This is a genomic window from Desulfonispora thiosulfatigenes DSM 11270, assembly GCF_900176035.1.
Taxonomy (GTDB): domain Bacteria; phylum Bacillota; class Peptococcia; order Peptococcales; family Desulfonisporaceae; genus Desulfonispora; species Desulfonispora thiosulfatigenes.
In genome coordinates this window covers 14,505-32,870 of record NZ_FWWT01000020.1, presented here as the reverse complement: position 1 = coordinate 32,870, position 18,366 = coordinate 14,505, and the positions used below count along the sequence as shown (strand labels likewise).

Here is an 18,366-nt window from a genome sequence, read left to right as displayed (position 1 = left end):
ATTCCCCTTCCTATATTAACGCCTTTTCCTTTAAACTTAAAAAGCTTTTATCACCAATTATAATATGATCTAAAACCTTTATATCCAATAATTTTCCGGCTTCCATAATCTTTTTAGTAACCTGTATGTCTTCTCTACTAGGACTTGTATCACCACTAGGGTGATTATGTACTAAAATTATTGATGCCGCACTACGCCTAATCGCAATTTTAAAAAGTTCCCTAGGATGCACCAAAGAACTGTTTAAGGTTCCTATAGAAATAGTTTCACACTTTATTACTTGACCCTTTGTATTTAACAAAATCACTTTAAAGTGTTCCCGATCTAAATAACGCATTTTCTCCATTAATAAGTTAGCTACATCTTCAGGGCTTTTAATAGTTGGTTTAAATTCTTGACCCTTTAAACTTATTCTTTTTCCTATTTCAACTGCGCTAATGATTCTTGAAGCCTTTGCTATTCCTATACCATCAAAAGAAGATAATTCTTCTAAAGATATGTCCAGTATTCCTCTGAGTCCATTATGCCTAGTTAATACTTGTTCAGCTATTTCTAAGGCAGTTTTTTTAGTTGAACCAGTCGTTAAAAGAATTGCTATTAGTTCACGATCACTTAAAGCCCTAACTCCATATTTATCTAGCCTTTCTCGTGGTTGCAGCTCTTCAGGATATTCTTTTAATGTTAATTTATCAATTGTTATGGACATTTAAAACCTCCACATTAAACCTCTTTAGCATTTGTGCTAAACGATTTAGTGGTAATCCAACTACATTATTATAGCATCCTTCTATACCTTCTACGAACAAAGTTCCCACACCCTGTATTGCATAGGATCCAGCTTTATCCATTGGCTCCTTTGTATTAACATAATTACTTATTTCTAAGGAATTTAATTTTCTAAATAGCACCTTTGTTGTCTCTACGTGGGTATATGATTGATTAGGATCTTTGGCATTTACTAGAGCAATCCCCGTCATGACCTCATGAGTATCTCCTGATAGAAACTCAAGCATTTTCATGGCCATTCTTTCATCTTCTGGCTTACCTAGAATGAATCCATCCTTTACCACTATAGTGTCAGCACCAATAACTATTCCTTTTTTATAGAACTTTGCAACTTCTAAGGCTTTTAACAAAGCAATATCCTTAACCCATACTTTAGGATCTATTCCTTCTGTATAGTTTTCTTCTACATTACTTACATGAACCTTATGAGTAACCCCAATTTGTGTTAACAGTTTAGATCTCCTAGGGGATGCCGAAGCTAAAATGATCTCCAAGATATACTAGACCTCCTACTTTATATCCCACAGCAAGTTCAAAAAATAAAACTAATCTACTTGCTAGATTATATATTATATATTAATAATATAACCAAAATCATATATTTATTTATCCCTTTAGCTTAATTAAAACTTTTCACAGCTTTAACATTTTAATATATCTAAAGATAAGTTTAACACCTGGTAATTTAACAAACAATATATAATATTATTGTAATTATTGGCTTATTACAATAAGTTTACAGCAATATTAAAAAAATACCAGTCAATATAAGAATGTTACTCTTTTCTTACATCGACTAGTATTTTAAAAGTAATAAAAAAATATAAATATATAGATTTTTACAAACTATTTTTCCTTATCCTTTTCTTTTTGTAAAGATAGATTGAAGGTTAAAATTTCCAAATTAACTGCTAAATCAACATTCCTAAGTTCAATGTGTTCTGGAACAGATATAACATGCTGAGCAAAATTAAGAATTGCCATTACATTACAATTTGCTAAGTGGTCAGCGACGCCCTGAGCATGTTCTGCCGGTACAGCTATTATGGCTATTTTTACATCTAATTCTCTAATAATTTTTTCCATATCTGCTATCGAGTATACTGGAATGCCATTTAGCGTTAATCCTATTTTATTTAAATCATTATCAAAGATTGCTACAACCTTAAAACCTCTATCGATAAAACCTTTGTATTGTGTAAGAGCAGATCCTAAATTACCAGCTCCTATAATCGCAACAGGCCATTTTTCTCCCAAGCCCAGAATTTTCATAATATGATGGTTAAGCTCATTTGCATTATAACCAACACCACGTGTGCCAAATTCCCCAAAATATGCCAAATCCTTTCTTACTTGAGCCGGACTACCTCCTATACCTTCCGCAATCTCACCCGAAGAAATATTGACTACTCCTTTTTCTTGGACTCTAGTCAAAAATCTAGAATATACAGACAATCGCATAACTGTAGCTTCTGGAATTTTTAGTGACTTCAATCAACATCCCCCCTTTTTGTGATAATTATAACATATCACTTGAAAAATAAGTAAAAACTAATTAATTCCTAGTTTCGAGTTGCTTTCAGTTATTAAACTATGATATGAAGCTATTAATTCAAGTAGATAGCCTTGACAATATAATACCTTTTTATCCTGGCTATCCTCTTTAAGCTGATTAAGAGCCTGTGAGTAATTATTTGTTGTTTGTCTAATAATTTTAAGATTATCTCTAAAATCTGCACTTTCATCTATTGCTAATATTTCATCGGTTTCTTTTGCCACTTCGTCAATTTCTAATTGTATTTTAGATATCATATCTTGCCAAGTTTCTGCATCGTAATCTTCATATTTAGTTGATTTAAACATTTTTAAAGAATGACTTATAATTAAATTGTATTTACCTATAAATGGTGAATATTTTTCTTTCATGAAAATATTTTCACTTGGAAATTTTAGTGCCCTATCATTAACAAGTCCTTTTCCAATAAAAGCTTCAAAGCCTTTAGTTGTTAAGTATTTCACTAAGTCTTCGCCTTTTTCAATTTCACTAAAGCATCCAAGCCAGACCTTGTAAGGTGCACTTTTAGTTATATATGGGTATAAACCTATGCCTATTAATTTCTTTTTTATTTCATTTGCTTGATTCTTTTCAGGAAATATCCCTAATTGAATAGTATGAAAAGAATAAGGCTCTAACCTTAAAACCATTATTTTTTGAGTAGTTGGAGCAACATATTGGTTGTCCGTCTGCGAAAGCCGTTCAAGGTAGAAATTCCCTAAAAATTTAACAGTAACTATTGAAGTAGCAATAATAAAACAGACAACAATTATTATTAAGATTTTTCTTTTAATTACCACGATTTTCCCTCCAGCTATTACTAATTAACTATAATTTATGCGGGAAAAAGGTTTTTTAGAACATACTCTCTAGCCTCACCTATTAAATATAAAGAACCCGTTATACAAATAAGGTCTCCTTTATTTGTAAGTTCATTTGCTTTATTTATTGCAGATTCTACTTGTTCTTCTATAATAACCTGTGCACTAGATTTTCTTTTAATTATCTGTGCTACATTTTGCCAGTTATCTGTACGAAAATTAGCAGGTTTCGTAACAATAAAAGTTTTTGCTAAAGGTATAATTTGTTCAAGTATTCTTTCTTGATCTTTATCTTCTAAAATACCTAGTATTATGATTAAATTGTCATATTTAAAATACTTCGGTAATGAATCTCTTAGTGCCTGTGCTCCTTGCGGATTGTGAGCCCCATCAAATACAAACTTTCTTTTTCCTATAATAAGTTCTAGTCTCCCTGGCCATTTAACATTTTTAAGTCCAATTTTTATATTATCTTTACTAATTAAAAGACCTTGATCACTTAATAGTTTAATAGCAGTTAAAACTATCTTCATATTCTCCCTTTGATGATCGCCTAATAAAGATAAGAAAATTTCATTTGTAAAATTCTCAGAGATAACTTCTAATTTTTGACCTAATTCAGTATACAGAAGTTCCTTTACCTTTACTTTATCTACAAAATAAACTGGACAATCTTTTTTCTTTGCCTCACTAATTAAAACATTTTTACACTCTTCTCTTTGTTTACCTATTACTACAGGAGTATCTTTTTTAAATATTCCTGCTTTTTCTAATGATATTTTTTCATAAGTATCACCTAAAAAGTTTTCATGATCTTTACCTATTGGAGTTATGATCGACATTATCGGATTTACTACATTAGTAGAATCTAAACGTCCTCCCATTCCTACTTCTACGATAGCAATATCTACTTTTTGTTTATAAAAGTAATTTAGAGCTACTGCTGTCAATATTTCAAATTCTGTCGGGTTATCATTTGTCTTTTTTATTATCTTTGGCAATATACCTTTAAGCTCTACCATTTCAAGAGCAAAATCTTCTTCTGAAATAAAACTATTATTTATTTTAATTCTTTCAGTGTAACTATGGAGATGAGGCGAAGTATAAACCCCTACCTTTAAACCAGCTTGACTTAAGATACTATTTAACATAGCAGTCACTGAACCTTTACCATTAGTACCCGCTATGTGAATAATTTTTATTTTCTCATGTGGATTATCTAAATTTTCTAATAATTCTGAAACCCGATTAAGACCTAAGTTAATACCAAATTTTCCTGAACCCTGCAAAAACTCTAATGCTTCATCATACTTCATTAATAGAATCCTTTCTTTTATTCATAATTGTATCTCTAAATAAAATATTACTAAAATATTTTACTTTAGTCAAATAAAGAGACCAAAAGGCCTCTTTATTTAACCTAGACTATTTATTCTACCTAATAAAGCATCTTTATCTGCACCATACGAAACTAATTTTTCTTTTTCTTTTTCAATTACATCAGCTGGAGCTTTTCTGATAAATCCTTCGTTAGATAACTTTTTATCTAATCTCTCGATTTCTTTATTAACTTTATCTAATTCTTTATTTAAACGTGCTTTTTCTTTTTCAACATCGACTAAGCCTTTTAAGGATAAAAATATTTCTACCCCTTTAGTTACAGCAGAAACAGACTGTTCAGGCTCATCTTTCATCTCAATTTCTATCTCTAAATTGTCCACAGTTGCTAATGATTTAATATATTCTTTAGCCATCATTAAAATATTAAACGACTTTTCATTATGAGTAATAAGAATAGAATCTGCCTTTTTACCCAAGGGAACATTAACTTCACTTCTTAAATTACGGATAGTTCTTATTACTTCCATTGCTAAATTCATTTGTTCTTCTATTTCGGAATTAATTAAATCCTCATTTTCTTCTGGCCATGAAGTAAGCATAATTGTTTCACCTTCATGCGGTAACACCTGCCATATTTCTTCGGTTAAAAACGGCATTACAGGATGCAATAGCTCCATAGTGCCTTTTAGTACAGTTGCTAAAACATTTTGTGCGGTATATCTCACTGCAGTATTTTCTTTATTATATAACCTTGCTTTAGCTAATTCGACATACCAATCACAAAATTCATTCCAAATAAAGTCATATAATTTTCTTCCTGCTTCACCAAGTTCATAATTTTCTAGATATCTTGTGACATCTTTAATTGTAGAATTATAGCGGCTTAAAATCCACTTGTCTGACATATTGTATTCAGGTGTAAATTTACCTTCTTCATAATCGTCTAAGTTCATTAAGACAAAACGAGTTGCATTCCAAATTTTATTAGCAAAGTTACGAGCCGATTCTAATCTTTCAAACTGGAAGCGAATATCATTACCAGGAGTATTACCGGTAATAAGCATAAATCTTAAAACGTCAGCTCCATTTTGCTCAATAACCTCTAATGGGTCAACACCATTTCCTAAAGATTTACTCATTTTTCTTCCTTTTGCATCAAGCACTAATCCATGAATAAATACTTCTTTAAAAGGTACTTCTCCCATAAATTCTAAAGAAGTAAAAATCATTCTAGCTACCCAAAAGAAAATAATGTCTCTGCCAGTTACTAATACACTAGTTGGATAATACCTTTGTAAATCTTTAGTATCCTGTGGCCAACCCAAAGTAGAAAATGGCCATAAACCAGAACTAAACCAAGTATCTAAAACATCCTTATCTTGTTCTAAATGAGTAGATTCACATTTTGGGCAAACCTTAGGCTCATCTTTTGTACAAATTAATTCATCACAATCCTGGCAATACCATACTGGAATGCGATGACCCCACCATAATTGACGTGATATACACCAATCTCTAATATTATCTAACCAATCAAGATAAACTTTAGAAAATCTCTCAGGTACAAATTTAACCTTACCTTCTTTTACAACCTTTATTGCTGGTTCTGCTAAAGGCTGCATTTTTACAAACCATTGTTTAGATACTCTTGGTTCAATAACGGTGCTGCAGCGATAACAATGACCAACAGCATGTCCATGATCATCTGCTTTTATTAGTAGACCTTGTTTTTCTAATTCTTCAATTACCTTTTTACGGCACTCATATCTATCCATGCCAGAAAACATACCTGCATTATCATTCATAATACCTTTTGAATCTATGACAACAACTTCGCTAAGATTGTGTCTTTTACCCATTTCAAAGTCATTAGGATCATGAGCTGGTGTTATTTTAACTGCTCCTGTTCCAAATTCACTTTCCACATAAGTATCTGCAATTATCGGAATAGGTTTATTCACAAAAGGTAAAACCAAATTAGTTCCTATTAAATGAGCGTATCTTGTATCTTCTGGATGAACTGCTACCGCTGTATCGCCAAACATTGTTTCAGGACGAGTAGTTGCTATAGTAAGAAAATCCGTACCATCTTCTGTAAGATATTTTATATAATACAGTTTACCATCTTCATCAACATGCTCTACTTCAATATCTGAAATGGTAGTTTCACAATGAGGACACCAGTTTACAATATAATTACCTTGGTAAATTAGTCCTTTATTATATAATCGCACAAATACCTCTTTAACAGCTTCAGAGCATCCCTCATCCATAGTAAATCTCTCTCTGCTCCAATCACAAGAAGTACCTAGTTTTCGTAATTGCTTTGTTATAGTGCTACCATATTCTTCTTTCCATTGCCATGCCTTTTCTATAAACTTTTCTCGTCCAAGTTCATCTTTAGATGTACCCTCAGAGCTAAGCTGCGCCTCCACTCTTGCTTGAGTTGCTATTCCAGCATGATCAGTACCTGGTAACCAAAGGGTGTTAAACCCTCTCATCCTCTTATAACGCGTTAATATATCTTGTAATGTATTATCTAAAGCATGTCCTAAATGAAGCATACCTGTTACATTAGGTGGAGGCATAACAATTGAGAAATGTGGTTTATTTATATCTGCATCAGCTTTAAAATAATTGCTATTTTCCCAATGTTGATACCATTTTTCCTCTACAACTTTAGGATCGTACGTTTTTGATAAATTCTTTTGCTCTGACATTAATTCTTCCTCCTTGCGATCATTATAAAAAAACCTCTTTCATCCTTATCTAAGGACGAAAGAGGTATATTCTTCCGTGGTACCACCTTACTATTCCTCATCATCAACGCAATTAACAGTTTTCAGTTACCTTAATATTAGCTTTATTATCTTTGACTGTCAAGTTGCTTTGAACTTTGTTTTTTAAATTCCGTTAATGAATATGTTTTTTTCACAGTAGTTGTCGACCTTAATCCTACTATTCCACCTGAAACACCTAAAATAATCGATGCAAATAAATATAAAATCATTACTTCTAATATCATGCTCAAAGGAAAAATTGCAATCATAAATAATAAAGATATTATTCCAAGGGATATTCCAGCAGCTAAACCATGTTGCCATCCCTTATAACCTGATTTTAAAGCTGCTATGTAACCACTTAAAAAAAAGGCAACCCAGAGAAATAATTTTGGTATTTCATGAAGGGAGTATATAGTGCTATCAGGAACAAAAGCTAAAACACTTCCTACCCCAATAAACATGATTACCATAAAGGTTATAGCCGCAATAACTATACCTTGCCACAAACCTTTTAAGTTTAATCTATCTTTAGTATTTTTTTTATAATAATATTTCTTTTTCAATGTCTACCACCTCTTGACTATCCTATTCTCCCATAAGTTATTTATTCTTAAATTTAACCTACATTTTTATAAAAAGACTCATATTTAGTAACATAAAATTTCGATTTGAATATAATTAACTATAAATTTTATCTAATAAAAGGAGGAAAAAAGTTGAATAATCGCAGAAAGGTTTCATTGATTCTTTTAACATTAGTTTTATCCTTTTCCTTAATATTTATGGGATGTGGCTCTACAGAAAAAGTTTCAGATAATAAGGATCTTAAAACAGTACGCTTAAATGAAGTAGTTAGATCAATTTTTTATGCACCACAATATGTAGCAATAAATGAAGGGATATTTGCCGATGAAGGTATAGATATAAAACTACAAACGGGTTGGGGTGGGGATAAATCTATGACTGCCCTAGTATCAAATACTGCTGATATTGGCTTAATAGGGTCTGAAACTTCTGTCTATGTAGTTAAACAAGGTTCTAATGAAAAAATTATCAACTTTGCTCAATTAACTCAAACAGATGGTTCATTCCTCGTTTCACGTAATAATATCCCTAATTTTAAGTTTTCTGATTTAAAAGGAAAAGAAATTGTTGGTGGTAGGCGTGGAGGTATCCCACAAATGGTTATGGAATACACGCTTAATAAAAATGGAATTACGCCTAACAAGGATGTAGATATTATTCAAAACATTGCCTTTGATGCTACTACTGGAGCCTTTAAAGGTGGTACAGGAGACTTTATTCAGTTATTCGAGCCTAATGCATCAAAGTTAGAAAAAGAAAATAATGGATACGTAGTTGCTTCTTTTGGAACAGAAGCTGGAAAGCTAGCATATACAGTATTTATGGCTACAGAATCCTACCTTAAAGATAATCCTGAAACTGTCCAAAAATTTACGAACGCTGTTTATAAAGGTCAAATTTGGTGTGCTAATCATACAGCCGAAGAAATTGCAAATAGTATAAAATCATTTTTCCCTGAAGATGACTTAGACATTATTATCAAAGCTGTTAACCGTTATAAAGAACAAGAATCTTGGGCACCTAATCCACTAGTGCAAAAAGAAGCAATTGAAAGATTACAAGATGTAATGATTAAGGGTGGCGAACTAGATACAAAAATTCCATTTGAACAAATAGTTAATAACAGCTTTGCTGAAAAAACTATCAAAGAAATTCCGTTACCTTAAACTAAATAAACATGCTAAAGAGTCTAGTTTCTACACTAGGCTCTTTAGTAAAACTTAAGGAGGGAAAATAAATATGTCCAAAATATTTCTTGATAATGTAAGTCTCACTTATTACACTTATTCCTCTGAAGTTCATGCCTTAAAAGATTTATCCTTGAAAGTAAATCAAGGAGAATTCATTGGAATAGTTGGCCCTAGTGGTAGTGGAAAAAGCACCCTCCTTTCCCTGGTTGCAGGATTATTAAAGCCAACAAAAGGCAATGTATATATAAATGGAAAGGAGATTACGGGGGTTTCTAAAGAGATAAATTATATGCTCCAGCAAGATTATCTTTTCGGGTGGAGAACTATTTTAGAAAATTGTTTAATCGGTCCTGAAATTCAAGGTTTAAATATAAATGATGCCAAGAAAAAGGTCATTAATCTTTTAGAAACTTATGGATTAAAAGACTTTATCCATCATTATCCTAATCAACTTTCTGGAGGAATGCGTCAAAGAGTAGCACTCGTTAGAACTTTAGCTACTAATCCTTCTATTTTGTTATTAGATGAGCCTTTTTCAGCACTTGATTATCAAACTAGATTAATGATTGAAGATGAAGTATCAACAATTTTACGAAATGAAGGAAAAACTGTTTTACTTGTCACTCATGATATTTCTGAAGCAATTGCAATGTGTGATAAAATAGTAGTTCTAAGCAACAGGCCTGCTCATATACAGGCCGAACATGAAGTTGTTTTTGACAGAGAAAATTTAAGTAATTTTAAAATAAGAGAGCTCCCTAAGTTCCATGAGTATTTCAATACTATATGGAAGGAGCTGCATAAAGATGACAAAGTTATATAATAAGTTTTTTATGCGTGGGGCTTCATCGATTGAGCATGCAGAATACTTAAAAAACTATCGTCTCAGATTATTAAGCATCTTCATTTTACAAGCTTTTATTCTTTTAATGATTTTTGGCTTGTGGGAATGGGCAGCTGAAAATAAATATATAGATTCCTTTATTACTAGTCAGCCAAGTGCTGTCTGGAACCAAATTGTTAAAATGATTAAAACGGGTACCCTTTGGCTTCATATCGGTATCACAGTCGGAGAAACAGTATTTAGTTTTATTTTAGGAACTATTTTAGGAATACTTATGGCAATCATGATTTGGTGGTCAAAATATTTAGCAAAGCTTTTAGATCCCTTTATAATTGTTTTTAATAGTATGCCAAAAATAGCTTTGGGTCCGATATTTATTGTGTGGTTAGGTAATGGTCTTCCTGCTATTATAATTATGGCCTTAGCCATTTCTGTAATCACAACCTTTATCGTTATGTTTTCAGGATTTGTTGAAGTAAATCCTAATCATATTAAATTAGTTAGAACCTTTGGGGCTACAAAATGGCAGGTATTTACTAAGGTTGTTTTTCCAGAAAGTGTACCTGCAATTATAGCAGCTCTAAAAGTTAATATAGGTTTAACTCTAGTTGGGGTTATCGTGGGGGAATTCTTAGTATCACAAGCTGGTTTAGGATATCTTATAATTTATGGTAGCCAGGTATTTAACTTTGACCAAGTAATGACTAGTGTAATTATTTTATGTATAGTTGCTACTATACTATATTATAGTGTAGCATTTATCGAAAACTTATATTTAAAAACCCGTGGAGGTAATAATAAATAATAAAAAAAGGGCATCTCAGCCTAGAAATAATTTTCTAATTTGAGATAGTCCCTTTTTCTTTATATTTCTGTTGTTTTCAAATTTCCCTTAGAATAATTTCCATTTACTTTGATATCATTTTCAGAATGTTTATATATATTAAAGTTTTCAACTATAAACATATATGCTAATATAACTCCTGAAAAAATACCAATTGTTGTAGTCCACTCAATAATAGAAGGAATATATCCAGTACCTAAAGATTTATACATCCCTGTAATTACTACATTAAAGCGATTTAAAGCAATTCCAGCTACAGTAAGTACACTAAACATTTTAATCTTAGAAAGTGTCATGTTTTTAGTAGAGAAACATAACACTATTGGAATAATTATACCAATAACCATTTCTAATATAAACATAAATGATTCAAAACTTCCTGCAAATAATAAGCTAAATCCATCATATCTTATTAAATCATAAATTTTAATTAATAAATATCCACCCATTAAGTATCCAGAAACCCTCATTAAACTTTGTAAGGATTTAAGGTCAATTGAATGATTATACTTTTTGCTAGACCAAATAGTATCTAATGCAATTACAGCTGGGCCTGCAAAAAATGATGATAAAAGGAAAAGCCAAGGAATCATAGTTGACCACCATAATCCATGCAGCTTACCAAGCATTAAAAGATATAAAGCTCCTAAAGATGCTTGATGACCAAATGGTATTAATGAACCAATGATAACAACTATTGGCATAATTGCCTTTAAAGACTTATTCCAAGATTTAAATATTTTTTCAGTAATAATTTCTAAAATTTCAACGGTTTGAACAGCCATATAAATCATAATAGCAATTACAACTTCAAACAAAGGTGATTCATGACCCCAGTTTATAATCGGACTAAGAGCATTATCCCAGCGACCAATTTCTAAGAACAAGGTAACCAAAACTAAAATATATGCTAAAAAAGATATTAATAATCCACGACGAGCATAAATTTTAAATTTATCAATGTGTAGTACATGAGCCATTAAACACATACTATAACCAGCACCAGCAAGAGCAACCATAGTTAAATCAAGTCCAATCCATAACCCCCACGGCCACTGATCATTTAAGTTAGTAGTTGCACCTAATCCTGTAGCTATACGTAGTAAACCTGATAACGCTCCAATAGCTACTAATATAAATAAACCTATTCTCATTGGAGTTATTTTCAAGCTCCATTTTTGAGACATCATAATATAGCCTCCTATTTATAGATTTAATCTTTTTTCTTTTTATCTTCTGATACATCATTACGGCGTTTAGTATAAAAACTTAAAGCAGTTAACAAAGCTCCCCCACCTAAAAATAATTGTGGAGTAAGTTTGATGAAATCATGTGTATATTTTGGTAACGCAACTTCTGATAAATTAGTTTTAAAGCCTAATTTTTCAAACGGAATATCGGAAATATATAGCCAAGATGTCCCACCTGCTTCTTTTTCCCCATAAATATGCTTAACATAACTAGGATCTTTCATTATTCTTTCTTTCGCAAGTTTAACTATTTCTTGGCGTTCACCATAGGTTAAAGCATTTGTCGGACAGACACTTGCACATGCTGGCGACTCACCATTAGCTATTTTCGTGCTACACATTTGACATTTAGCCACATTTGGAAGAACCTTGTTCCACTCATACTTAGGCACTTCAAAAGGACAAGCAAGCATACAATAACGGCAACCTACACAAACACTAGGATTATAAACTACTGAACCATCAGGATTTTTAGAAAGTGCTTTAGTGATACAAGCAGAAGCGCACGCTGGATCTACGCAATGCATACACTGGTTTTTTACAAAACGCCATACTTCTTTTCCATCCTTTTTTATCTTTTTATGCGAAATTGTTGTCCAGGTTTTACTATTTAAAGTTGTTTTTTCTCCTATGACAGGAGAATCCTTTTCATACTTTAAATCATTCCACATCTTACAAGCAACAGTACAGCTACCACAGCCTACACATTTTGTAATATCTACTAATACTGCTTTACCCATTTATTTAACCTCCACCTCTATACTAATTTTTTAGCCTTTAAATTTCCTTTTCTTTCTGTATACTTTGTATGAAGTAAATCATGAGCAATATGACTGAGTGGCTGTTCAAGGAAATCTTGATATAGCTTTTTAATTTCTGGGTTTTCATGGCTTTCACGTAAAACATAAGATGCATCTTTATTATACATTGTTGCTATACGTTGTTTACGTACTTCATCTGATGGTGGAACAGAAGTTCTAGGCTGCCCACCTCCAGAAATACATCCGCCTGGACAAGCCATAATTTCTATAAAGTGATAAGGTGACTTTCCAGCTCTAACTTCATCCATAACTATTCTTGCATTATTTAGACCGTGTACTACTGCTACCTTTACATCACCTACACCTGGAACATTGAGTGTTGCCTCTTTAATACCCTCTAATCCCCTTATCGGAGCTAACTTAAAGAGTGCTTCAGGTGCTTTTTGCTCTGTAATTAAGAAATATGCTGAACGAACTGCCGCTTCCATAACCCCACCTGTATTACCAAAAATTAATCCTGCACCAGAACCTGCACCCATCATTGGGTCGTAATTTTCTTCAGGTAATTTGGTTAAATCTATATCATTTTCCTTAATTAAAACTGCTAATTCTCTAGTTGTTAAACTAGCATCTACATCACGAATATTTTTATTTTTCCAATACTGTCCTGCTGAATTAAATTCTGGTCTTTCTTTTTCAAACTTTTTAGCCGTACAAGGCATAATAGAAACCGAGAATATTTTTTCAGGATCAACATTGTTCTTTTTAGCATAATATGTTTTTAGTACTGCTCCAAACATTTGTTGTGGTGACTTTGCTGAAGAAAGGTGATCTAAAAGATCCGAATAATAATATTCGCAAAATTTTACCCATCCTGGGCAACAAGATGTAATTTGAGGAGTTACTTCTTTATTAGTTATTCTTTTTACGAGCTCTGATCCTTCTTCCATTATTGTCAAATCCGCAGTAAAATTGGTGTCAAAGACCTTATCAAAGCCAACTCTTCTAAGGGCCGCAACCTGTTGTCCTTGCACCCAAGTTCCAGCTGGTAATCCAAATTCTTCCCCAAGACCAACTCTTGTAGATGGAGCAGTTTGGACAAATACTACCTTATTAGGGTCATTAATAGCATCTTTTACCTTTTGTATTTCAGACTTTTCACTGATTGCTGAAGTTGGGCACCATAATGTGCACTGACCGCAATTAACACATACAAAATCATCTTTAATAGGTAATTCATAATAACCAAAAACTGACTGTACCTTTTCGCAAACTTCTAAACACTGACCACATAAAATACACTTTTGATCATCCCGTACAAGTGATGGTGAATCTGGGTCAATTGGAACACGTCCTCTTACTTGCACAGGCCAAGAACTAGGTTTTTGGTATTGATTTGGTAACCAGCCTTTTCCTGCAACGGTTTCTTCCTTTACTAGACAACCAGATAAAGTACCTGTTGCACCTACTACCCCTACTCCGGACAACAATTTAAGGAAACGTCTTCTAGACATTTTCTCTCCTTGTTCTAACTTCTCTTGGTTATTCATCTAGCTTCCTCCATTTTTTAAATTTTTAGAAAAATCTCTTTAATAAATATAGTTTGAATTTTTAAAAATTTAACTTATATTTTCAGTCTATTTACATATATGCAAGCCTTATACATTACATGTGTTCTAGCTTATCTATCGGATTACTTATATTTATATCATATCATTTCTATATTTTTATTTAAACAACTTTTCATTATACTGCTCTAGTAGTTTTTTATATCCTATATAACCAATTTCTTATGGTAAAAGCCAAAGAAGTATTCATAAATCTATTTTAGCCTGTATATATATAAAAAAAGAAAAGGAGTTGAAAAATTTGACTGATATTTATACTAAAGTTAGTCAATTAGCTAAACAACTAAAGCCTGAAATTGTTAAATTTACGCAGGAATTAATTAAAATCCCTAGTATCAGTGGTCAAGAGCAGGATTTAGCCGAAGTTTTATTAAATAAGATGGCAGAATTAAAATATGATGATTTTTTTCGTGATGATTTAGGTAATATTGTTGGTATCATCAAAGGTACAGAACCTGGACCTACAATTATGTATAACTCTCACATGGATCATGTGAGCCCTGGTAACTATTCTAATTGGGAAGGATATGATCCCTACGGGGGCAAAATTGATATATGCGAAATTAGTAATCAAGAAAAAACACTAACTGAACTTACAGAGTGTATTCATGGCAGAGCTGCTTCAGATGTAAAAGCAGGGCATGCTTGTCAAATATATGCAGGCTTTATTTTACTTAAACTACGAGATATGGGTTATAAAATTAAGGGTAATTTTATGTATACAGGTGTGGTGCAAGAGGAACCTGCCTCTTTAATAGGTATGACTTATTTAATTGATAAAACTTTTAAGGAAAAGGGTTTAGATTATGATGCAGTTGTTTCTTCTGAAGCAACTTCTCTTAAATTATATTTAGGCCATAGAGGTCATGTTGATTTGCTTGTAACAGTTTATGGTAGAACATCTCACGGAAGTGCTCCTTGGCTTGGCGTTAATGCTGTTTATAAAGCAATGCCACTTATCTCAAAAATAAAAGATGAATTATACCCCGCTCTTCCAAGGGATGAAGATTTAGGGCAAGCTTCTATTTCTTTAAACGTAATTGAATGTTTACCAGGTGAACTTGCCATTGTTCCTGATCGCTGTATACTTACTATCGATAGACGTACAATTCCTGGTGAAGATGCAGCTTTTGTAAAACAAGAAATGGATAACTTAATTAACGAATTAAGTTTAATTGACCCTGAATTTAAAGCTGATGCTAAAGTTAAATCAACTATTGAAAGGTCCTATACAGGTATAGAACTAGAGGCTAAAAGAGATATGAATCCTTGGAAAATATCTAAAGAGCATGGATTTACTATAGCCTGCGCTGAAGCACTTAAAGAAGTTGGTCAAGAAGTTAAATTTGGTTATTGGGATTTTGGAACCGACGGCAGTAAAACAGCTGGGATAGATAAAAAACCTACTATCGGATATTCTCCAATGCAAGAGCAATATGCTCATACCCCTTATGATAAAGTTAGGACAGATTATATGGAAAAAGGTCTAGAGGGTAATGTAGCAATCTTTTTAAAAGCTACAGGAGCTGGAAAAGATGCTTTTAACCTTATAGATTAAAAAAAGGAACCATGTAGGTTCCTTTTTAAACTAAATATTCTTTGTTAAGTTATAAGAAAAATAAAGCTGAAAATGTGGTGACAATTAAACCAACTAATACAGGAATTAAATTTCTTCTTGCTAAATCAAAAGGACTCACCTTACAAATAGCAGCTACAGGAATTAGTGCCCAAGGAATTAAGGTTCCTCCACCTACCCAAATACCACTAATTTGACCTAGAGCAGTTAATGTAGCTGTTGCTGACTCGCTACCTAAGGCTGTTGAAAACAATTTAGCTACAGATCCCGCCAGAGAAATACCAGAAAATCCAGAACCATCAAGACCTGTGATAGCTCCAACTATAGTTAAAGTAATAACACTAAGTACTTCATTTAACGGTACTGAATGAGCTAAAGCTATACCTAAGTCATTTACAATTCCATGTGAATTTTCCGGTAAAATATTCCCAAATATTGAAATAAAACCTTCATCCCCTAAATAAAAGAATGCTGCAATTGGAATAACTGGACCAAAAACCTTGAAACCAAATTGTAATCCATGAATAATATATCTAGTTATTTCTTCTAGAGAGTTCCCCCTATGAGTTTTAATGGATATTAGCAATAAAATAAATATTGCCGACCCTCCAATTAATGCAGTTGCATCTCCTCCTCTTAATTCTAACCTATTCATAATTAGTACGTTAATTATAAATATTATAGGTATTGAAATAGCAAATATCCTTTTCCAAGAGATGCTTATATTGCCTTTTATATCTATTACCTCTTCATCTTTACTATCATCCTCAATTTGTTCGTTTACTAAGCTTCCATTTTTCATATCTCTTTTAATTAAAATAAATGCTGTCACAGTTGTCACAATACCCATAATTAACACTAAAGGCATACTTGCTGTGATAACACTTTCAACAGGAATACCAGCAGCATCAGCTGTAAGCTTTGGAGCTCCTTGAATAACAAAGTCACTCGATAAGGCTATCCCATGACCAAATAAGTTCATAGCCATAGCTCCCCCTAATGCAGGTAATCCAGCCTTTATGGCTACAGGAATAAGCACAGCACCAATTAAGGCAACAGCTGGTGAAGGCCAGAAAAACCAAGATATAACCATCATCACTAAACCTATAACCCAATACGCCATTGTCGGTGTATGAATTATCTTAGCAAAAGGAGTAATCATAACCTCATTAATCCCTGTTTCTGTAAGTATTTTACTCATCGATACTATAACTGAAATAATTAATATTGTAGGTAAAAGACTCGTAATAGCATATACAAAACTATTAAACACTCCAATTATAGATTCTGGTATGGAGTGATTGACTGTAAAACCTATTAAAAATATCCCGATTATACAAGCTAAACTTGTGTCTCTTCTCATAATCATAATGGCCATTATTAGAAAAACAAAAAATAAATATATCCAATGTATCAATGATAATTGTATTTCCATAAAACACCACCCTTTCTTTTTTTATTATAGGGTATGAGTAATTTCTTTAAGGGTGATAACCTTTTATATAAAACACAAGAAAAACACAAAAAACACCTCTATAATGTTTAAAAGAGATGTTTTCTTGAGATTTAAAATAAAGTTTGCACTAATTTAATTGTTTCATTTATGTTTTGCTTCGTTAAAATATTTTTTTATTGTCTTTATAAATTCATTAAAACTATTTTGATTTTCAAATGTTCTTGCTGGAATAATAATAGCCTTAGTCTCAGAAGTATAAATAAAAGCATTCTGTTTGTTTTTATCTACTTTAACAACTTCATTCCATTTAAATTTAGATTCACCTTTTGTATTTATATCAATTACCTTTTTGGGGCCAACTGTTACGCTATGTTTTCCAATTAGTTCTTTATAATCTTTGCCCTTTTCCATATTTTTTGTAAAAAATCTTTTATACTTGTTTTTATGATAAACAGGATAAAAAATAATCCATAAAAAAAATGGTATCGTAAATAAAGGTAATAATTTATTTAAAGAATCTCCTCTAAATCCATTTATAATAAAAGGAGTAGCTAAAAAAATACAAGCTACAACATAGCGACTAAAATATAAATATTGTTGTATCGATTTAGTATTTTCGGCTGTATGCATTTTAAAGTCTAGTATATCGTCATTCGTTATTTCATACTCTATTTGCATGATAATTCCTCCAATAATAGTATATTAATAATTGCAATATTAGCATTCCCTTTATTTAATATGCCTGATTTTTTGAAATATGCTTTTTACACCTACCTTTCATTAAACTTTCTATATCTACATTTATATATTCGATAAAAAATTTCTATATCCTTCAGTTTTCTTGTCCGTGATTTATTTATTTTAAAATCTCATCAAAATTAAAAAGGTTTTACCCTTTAGAAAAAGGTAAAACCTTAGATATATTTATGGGTTTTGTATTGTTTAC

The 18,366-nt window shown here is 31.9% G+C and carries 16 protein-coding genes; 4 read left to right on the top strand and 12 right to left on the bottom strand.

The window, feature by feature from the left end:
- Positions 1–10: 10 nt before the first annotated feature.
- From radC to B8965_RS08125, 7 genes are all read right to left on the bottom strand, one after another.
- Complete coding sequence (gene radC / locus B8965_RS08155; protein ID WP_084053520.1) at positions 11–706, bottom strand: RadC family protein; 696 nt, start codon at positions 704–706, stop codon at positions 11–13.
- Positions 690–1,280, bottom strand: coding sequence for a Maf family protein (locus tag B8965_RS08150; RefSeq protein ID WP_479723339.1), 591 nt, complete (start codon positions 1,278–1,280; stop codon positions 690–692). The genes radC and B8965_RS08150 overlap by 17 nt, the downstream gene beginning before the upstream one ends.
- Positions 1,281–1,632: 352 nt before the next feature.
- Positions 1,633–2,280, bottom strand: coding sequence for a redox-sensing transcriptional repressor Rex (locus tag B8965_RS08145; RefSeq protein ID WP_084053516.1), 648 nt, complete (start codon positions 2,278–2,280; stop codon positions 1,633–1,635).
- Between the two features lie 57 nt (positions 2,281–2,337).
- Complete coding sequence (locus B8965_RS08140) at positions 2,338–3,141, bottom strand: SPOR domain-containing protein (RefSeq protein ID WP_084053514.1); 804 nt, start codon at positions 3,139–3,141, stop codon at positions 2,338–2,340.
- A 35-nt stretch (positions 3,142–3,176) separates the two neighbouring features.
- Positions 3,177–4,478 carry a bifunctional folylpolyglutamate synthase/dihydrofolate synthase gene (locus B8965_RS08135; RefSeq protein WP_084053512.1) on the bottom strand — a complete coding sequence of 434 codons (1,302 nt, stop codon included), beginning with the start codon at positions 4,476–4,478 and terminating at the stop codon, positions 3,177–3,179.
- A 99-nt stretch (positions 4,479–4,577) separates the two neighbouring features.
- Positions 4,578–7,223, bottom strand: coding sequence for a valine--tRNA ligase (locus B8965_RS08130; protein WP_084053510.1), 2,646 nt, complete (start codon positions 7,221–7,223; stop codon positions 4,578–4,580).
- Positions 7,224–7,369: 146 nt separating this feature from the next.
- Positions 7,370–7,849, bottom strand: coding sequence for a TIGR04086 family membrane protein (locus B8965_RS08125; RefSeq protein WP_084053508.1), 480 nt, complete (start codon positions 7,847–7,849; stop codon positions 7,370–7,372).
- 153 nt (positions 7,850–8,002) lie between these two features.
- Between B8965_RS08125 and B8965_RS08120 the strand changes: the two genes are divergently transcribed.
- The 3 genes from B8965_RS08120 to B8965_RS08110 all read left to right on the top strand — a co-directional run bounded on the left by B8965_RS08120 (position 8,003) and on the right by B8965_RS08110 (position 10,710).
- Entirely contained in the window at positions 8,003–9,037 is a 1,035-nt protein-coding gene (locus tag B8965_RS08120) for an ABC transporter substrate-binding protein (RefSeq protein ID WP_242941963.1), read from the top strand.
- Between the two features lie 73 nt (positions 9,038–9,110).
- Positions 9,111–9,884 (top strand): ABC transporter ATP-binding protein, encoded by a 774-nt coding sequence (locus tag B8965_RS08115; protein ID WP_084053506.1) that lies wholly within the window; start codon positions 9,111–9,113, stop codon positions 9,882–9,884.
- Positions 9,868–10,710, top strand: coding sequence for an ABC transporter permease (locus tag B8965_RS08110; RefSeq protein WP_084053504.1), 843 nt, complete (start codon positions 9,868–9,870; stop codon positions 10,708–10,710). Before B8965_RS08115 ends, B8965_RS08110 begins: the two co-directional genes overlap by 17 nt.
- Before the next feature lie 59 nt (positions 10,711–10,769).
- Here the strand turns inward: B8965_RS08110 and nrfD are convergent, their stop codons facing one another.
- From nrfD to B8965_RS08095, 3 genes are read right to left on the bottom strand one after another with little or no spacing between them, the layout of a single operon-like run.
- Positions 10,770–11,939: an NrfD/PsrC family molybdoenzyme membrane anchor subunit gene (nrfD, locus tag B8965_RS08105; RefSeq protein WP_084053502.1), complete on the bottom strand. Its 1,170-nt coding sequence runs from the start codon at positions 11,937–11,939 to the stop codon at positions 10,770–10,772.
- Between the two features lie 23 nt (positions 11,940–11,962).
- Positions 11,963–12,739, bottom strand: coding sequence for a 4Fe-4S dicluster domain-containing protein (locus B8965_RS08100; RefSeq protein WP_084053500.1), 777 nt, complete (start codon positions 12,737–12,739; stop codon positions 11,963–11,965).
- 17 nt (positions 12,740–12,756) lie between these two features.
- A complete protein-coding gene (locus B8965_RS08095) occupies positions 12,757–14,310 on the bottom strand; it encodes a [FeFe] hydrogenase, group A (RefSeq protein WP_084053498.1) in 1,554 nt (517 codons plus the stop codon).
- A gap of 319 nt (positions 14,311–14,629) precedes the next feature.
- On the opposite strand from B8965_RS08095, the gene B8965_RS08090 reads away from it, so the two are divergent.
- The gene (locus B8965_RS08090) at positions 14,630–15,946 is read left to right on the top strand and encodes a M20/M25/M40 family metallo-hydrolase (RefSeq protein ID WP_084053496.1); all 1,317 of its coding nucleotides are present in this window, start codon (positions 14,630–14,632) and stop codon (positions 15,944–15,946) included.
- 49 nt (positions 15,947–15,995) lie between these two features.
- On the opposite strand, the gene B8965_RS08085 is transcribed toward B8965_RS08090, so the two are convergent.
- Positions 15,996–17,399 (bottom strand): hypothetical protein, encoded by a 1,404-nt coding sequence (locus B8965_RS08085; protein WP_084053494.1) that lies wholly within the window; start codon positions 17,397–17,399, stop codon positions 15,996–15,998.
- A 162-nt stretch (positions 17,400–17,561) separates the two neighbouring features.
- Entirely contained in the window at positions 17,562–18,098 is a 537-nt protein-coding gene (locus tag B8965_RS08080) for a YcxB family protein (protein ID WP_084053492.1), read from the bottom strand.
- Positions 18,099–18,366 lie beyond the last annotated feature (268 nt).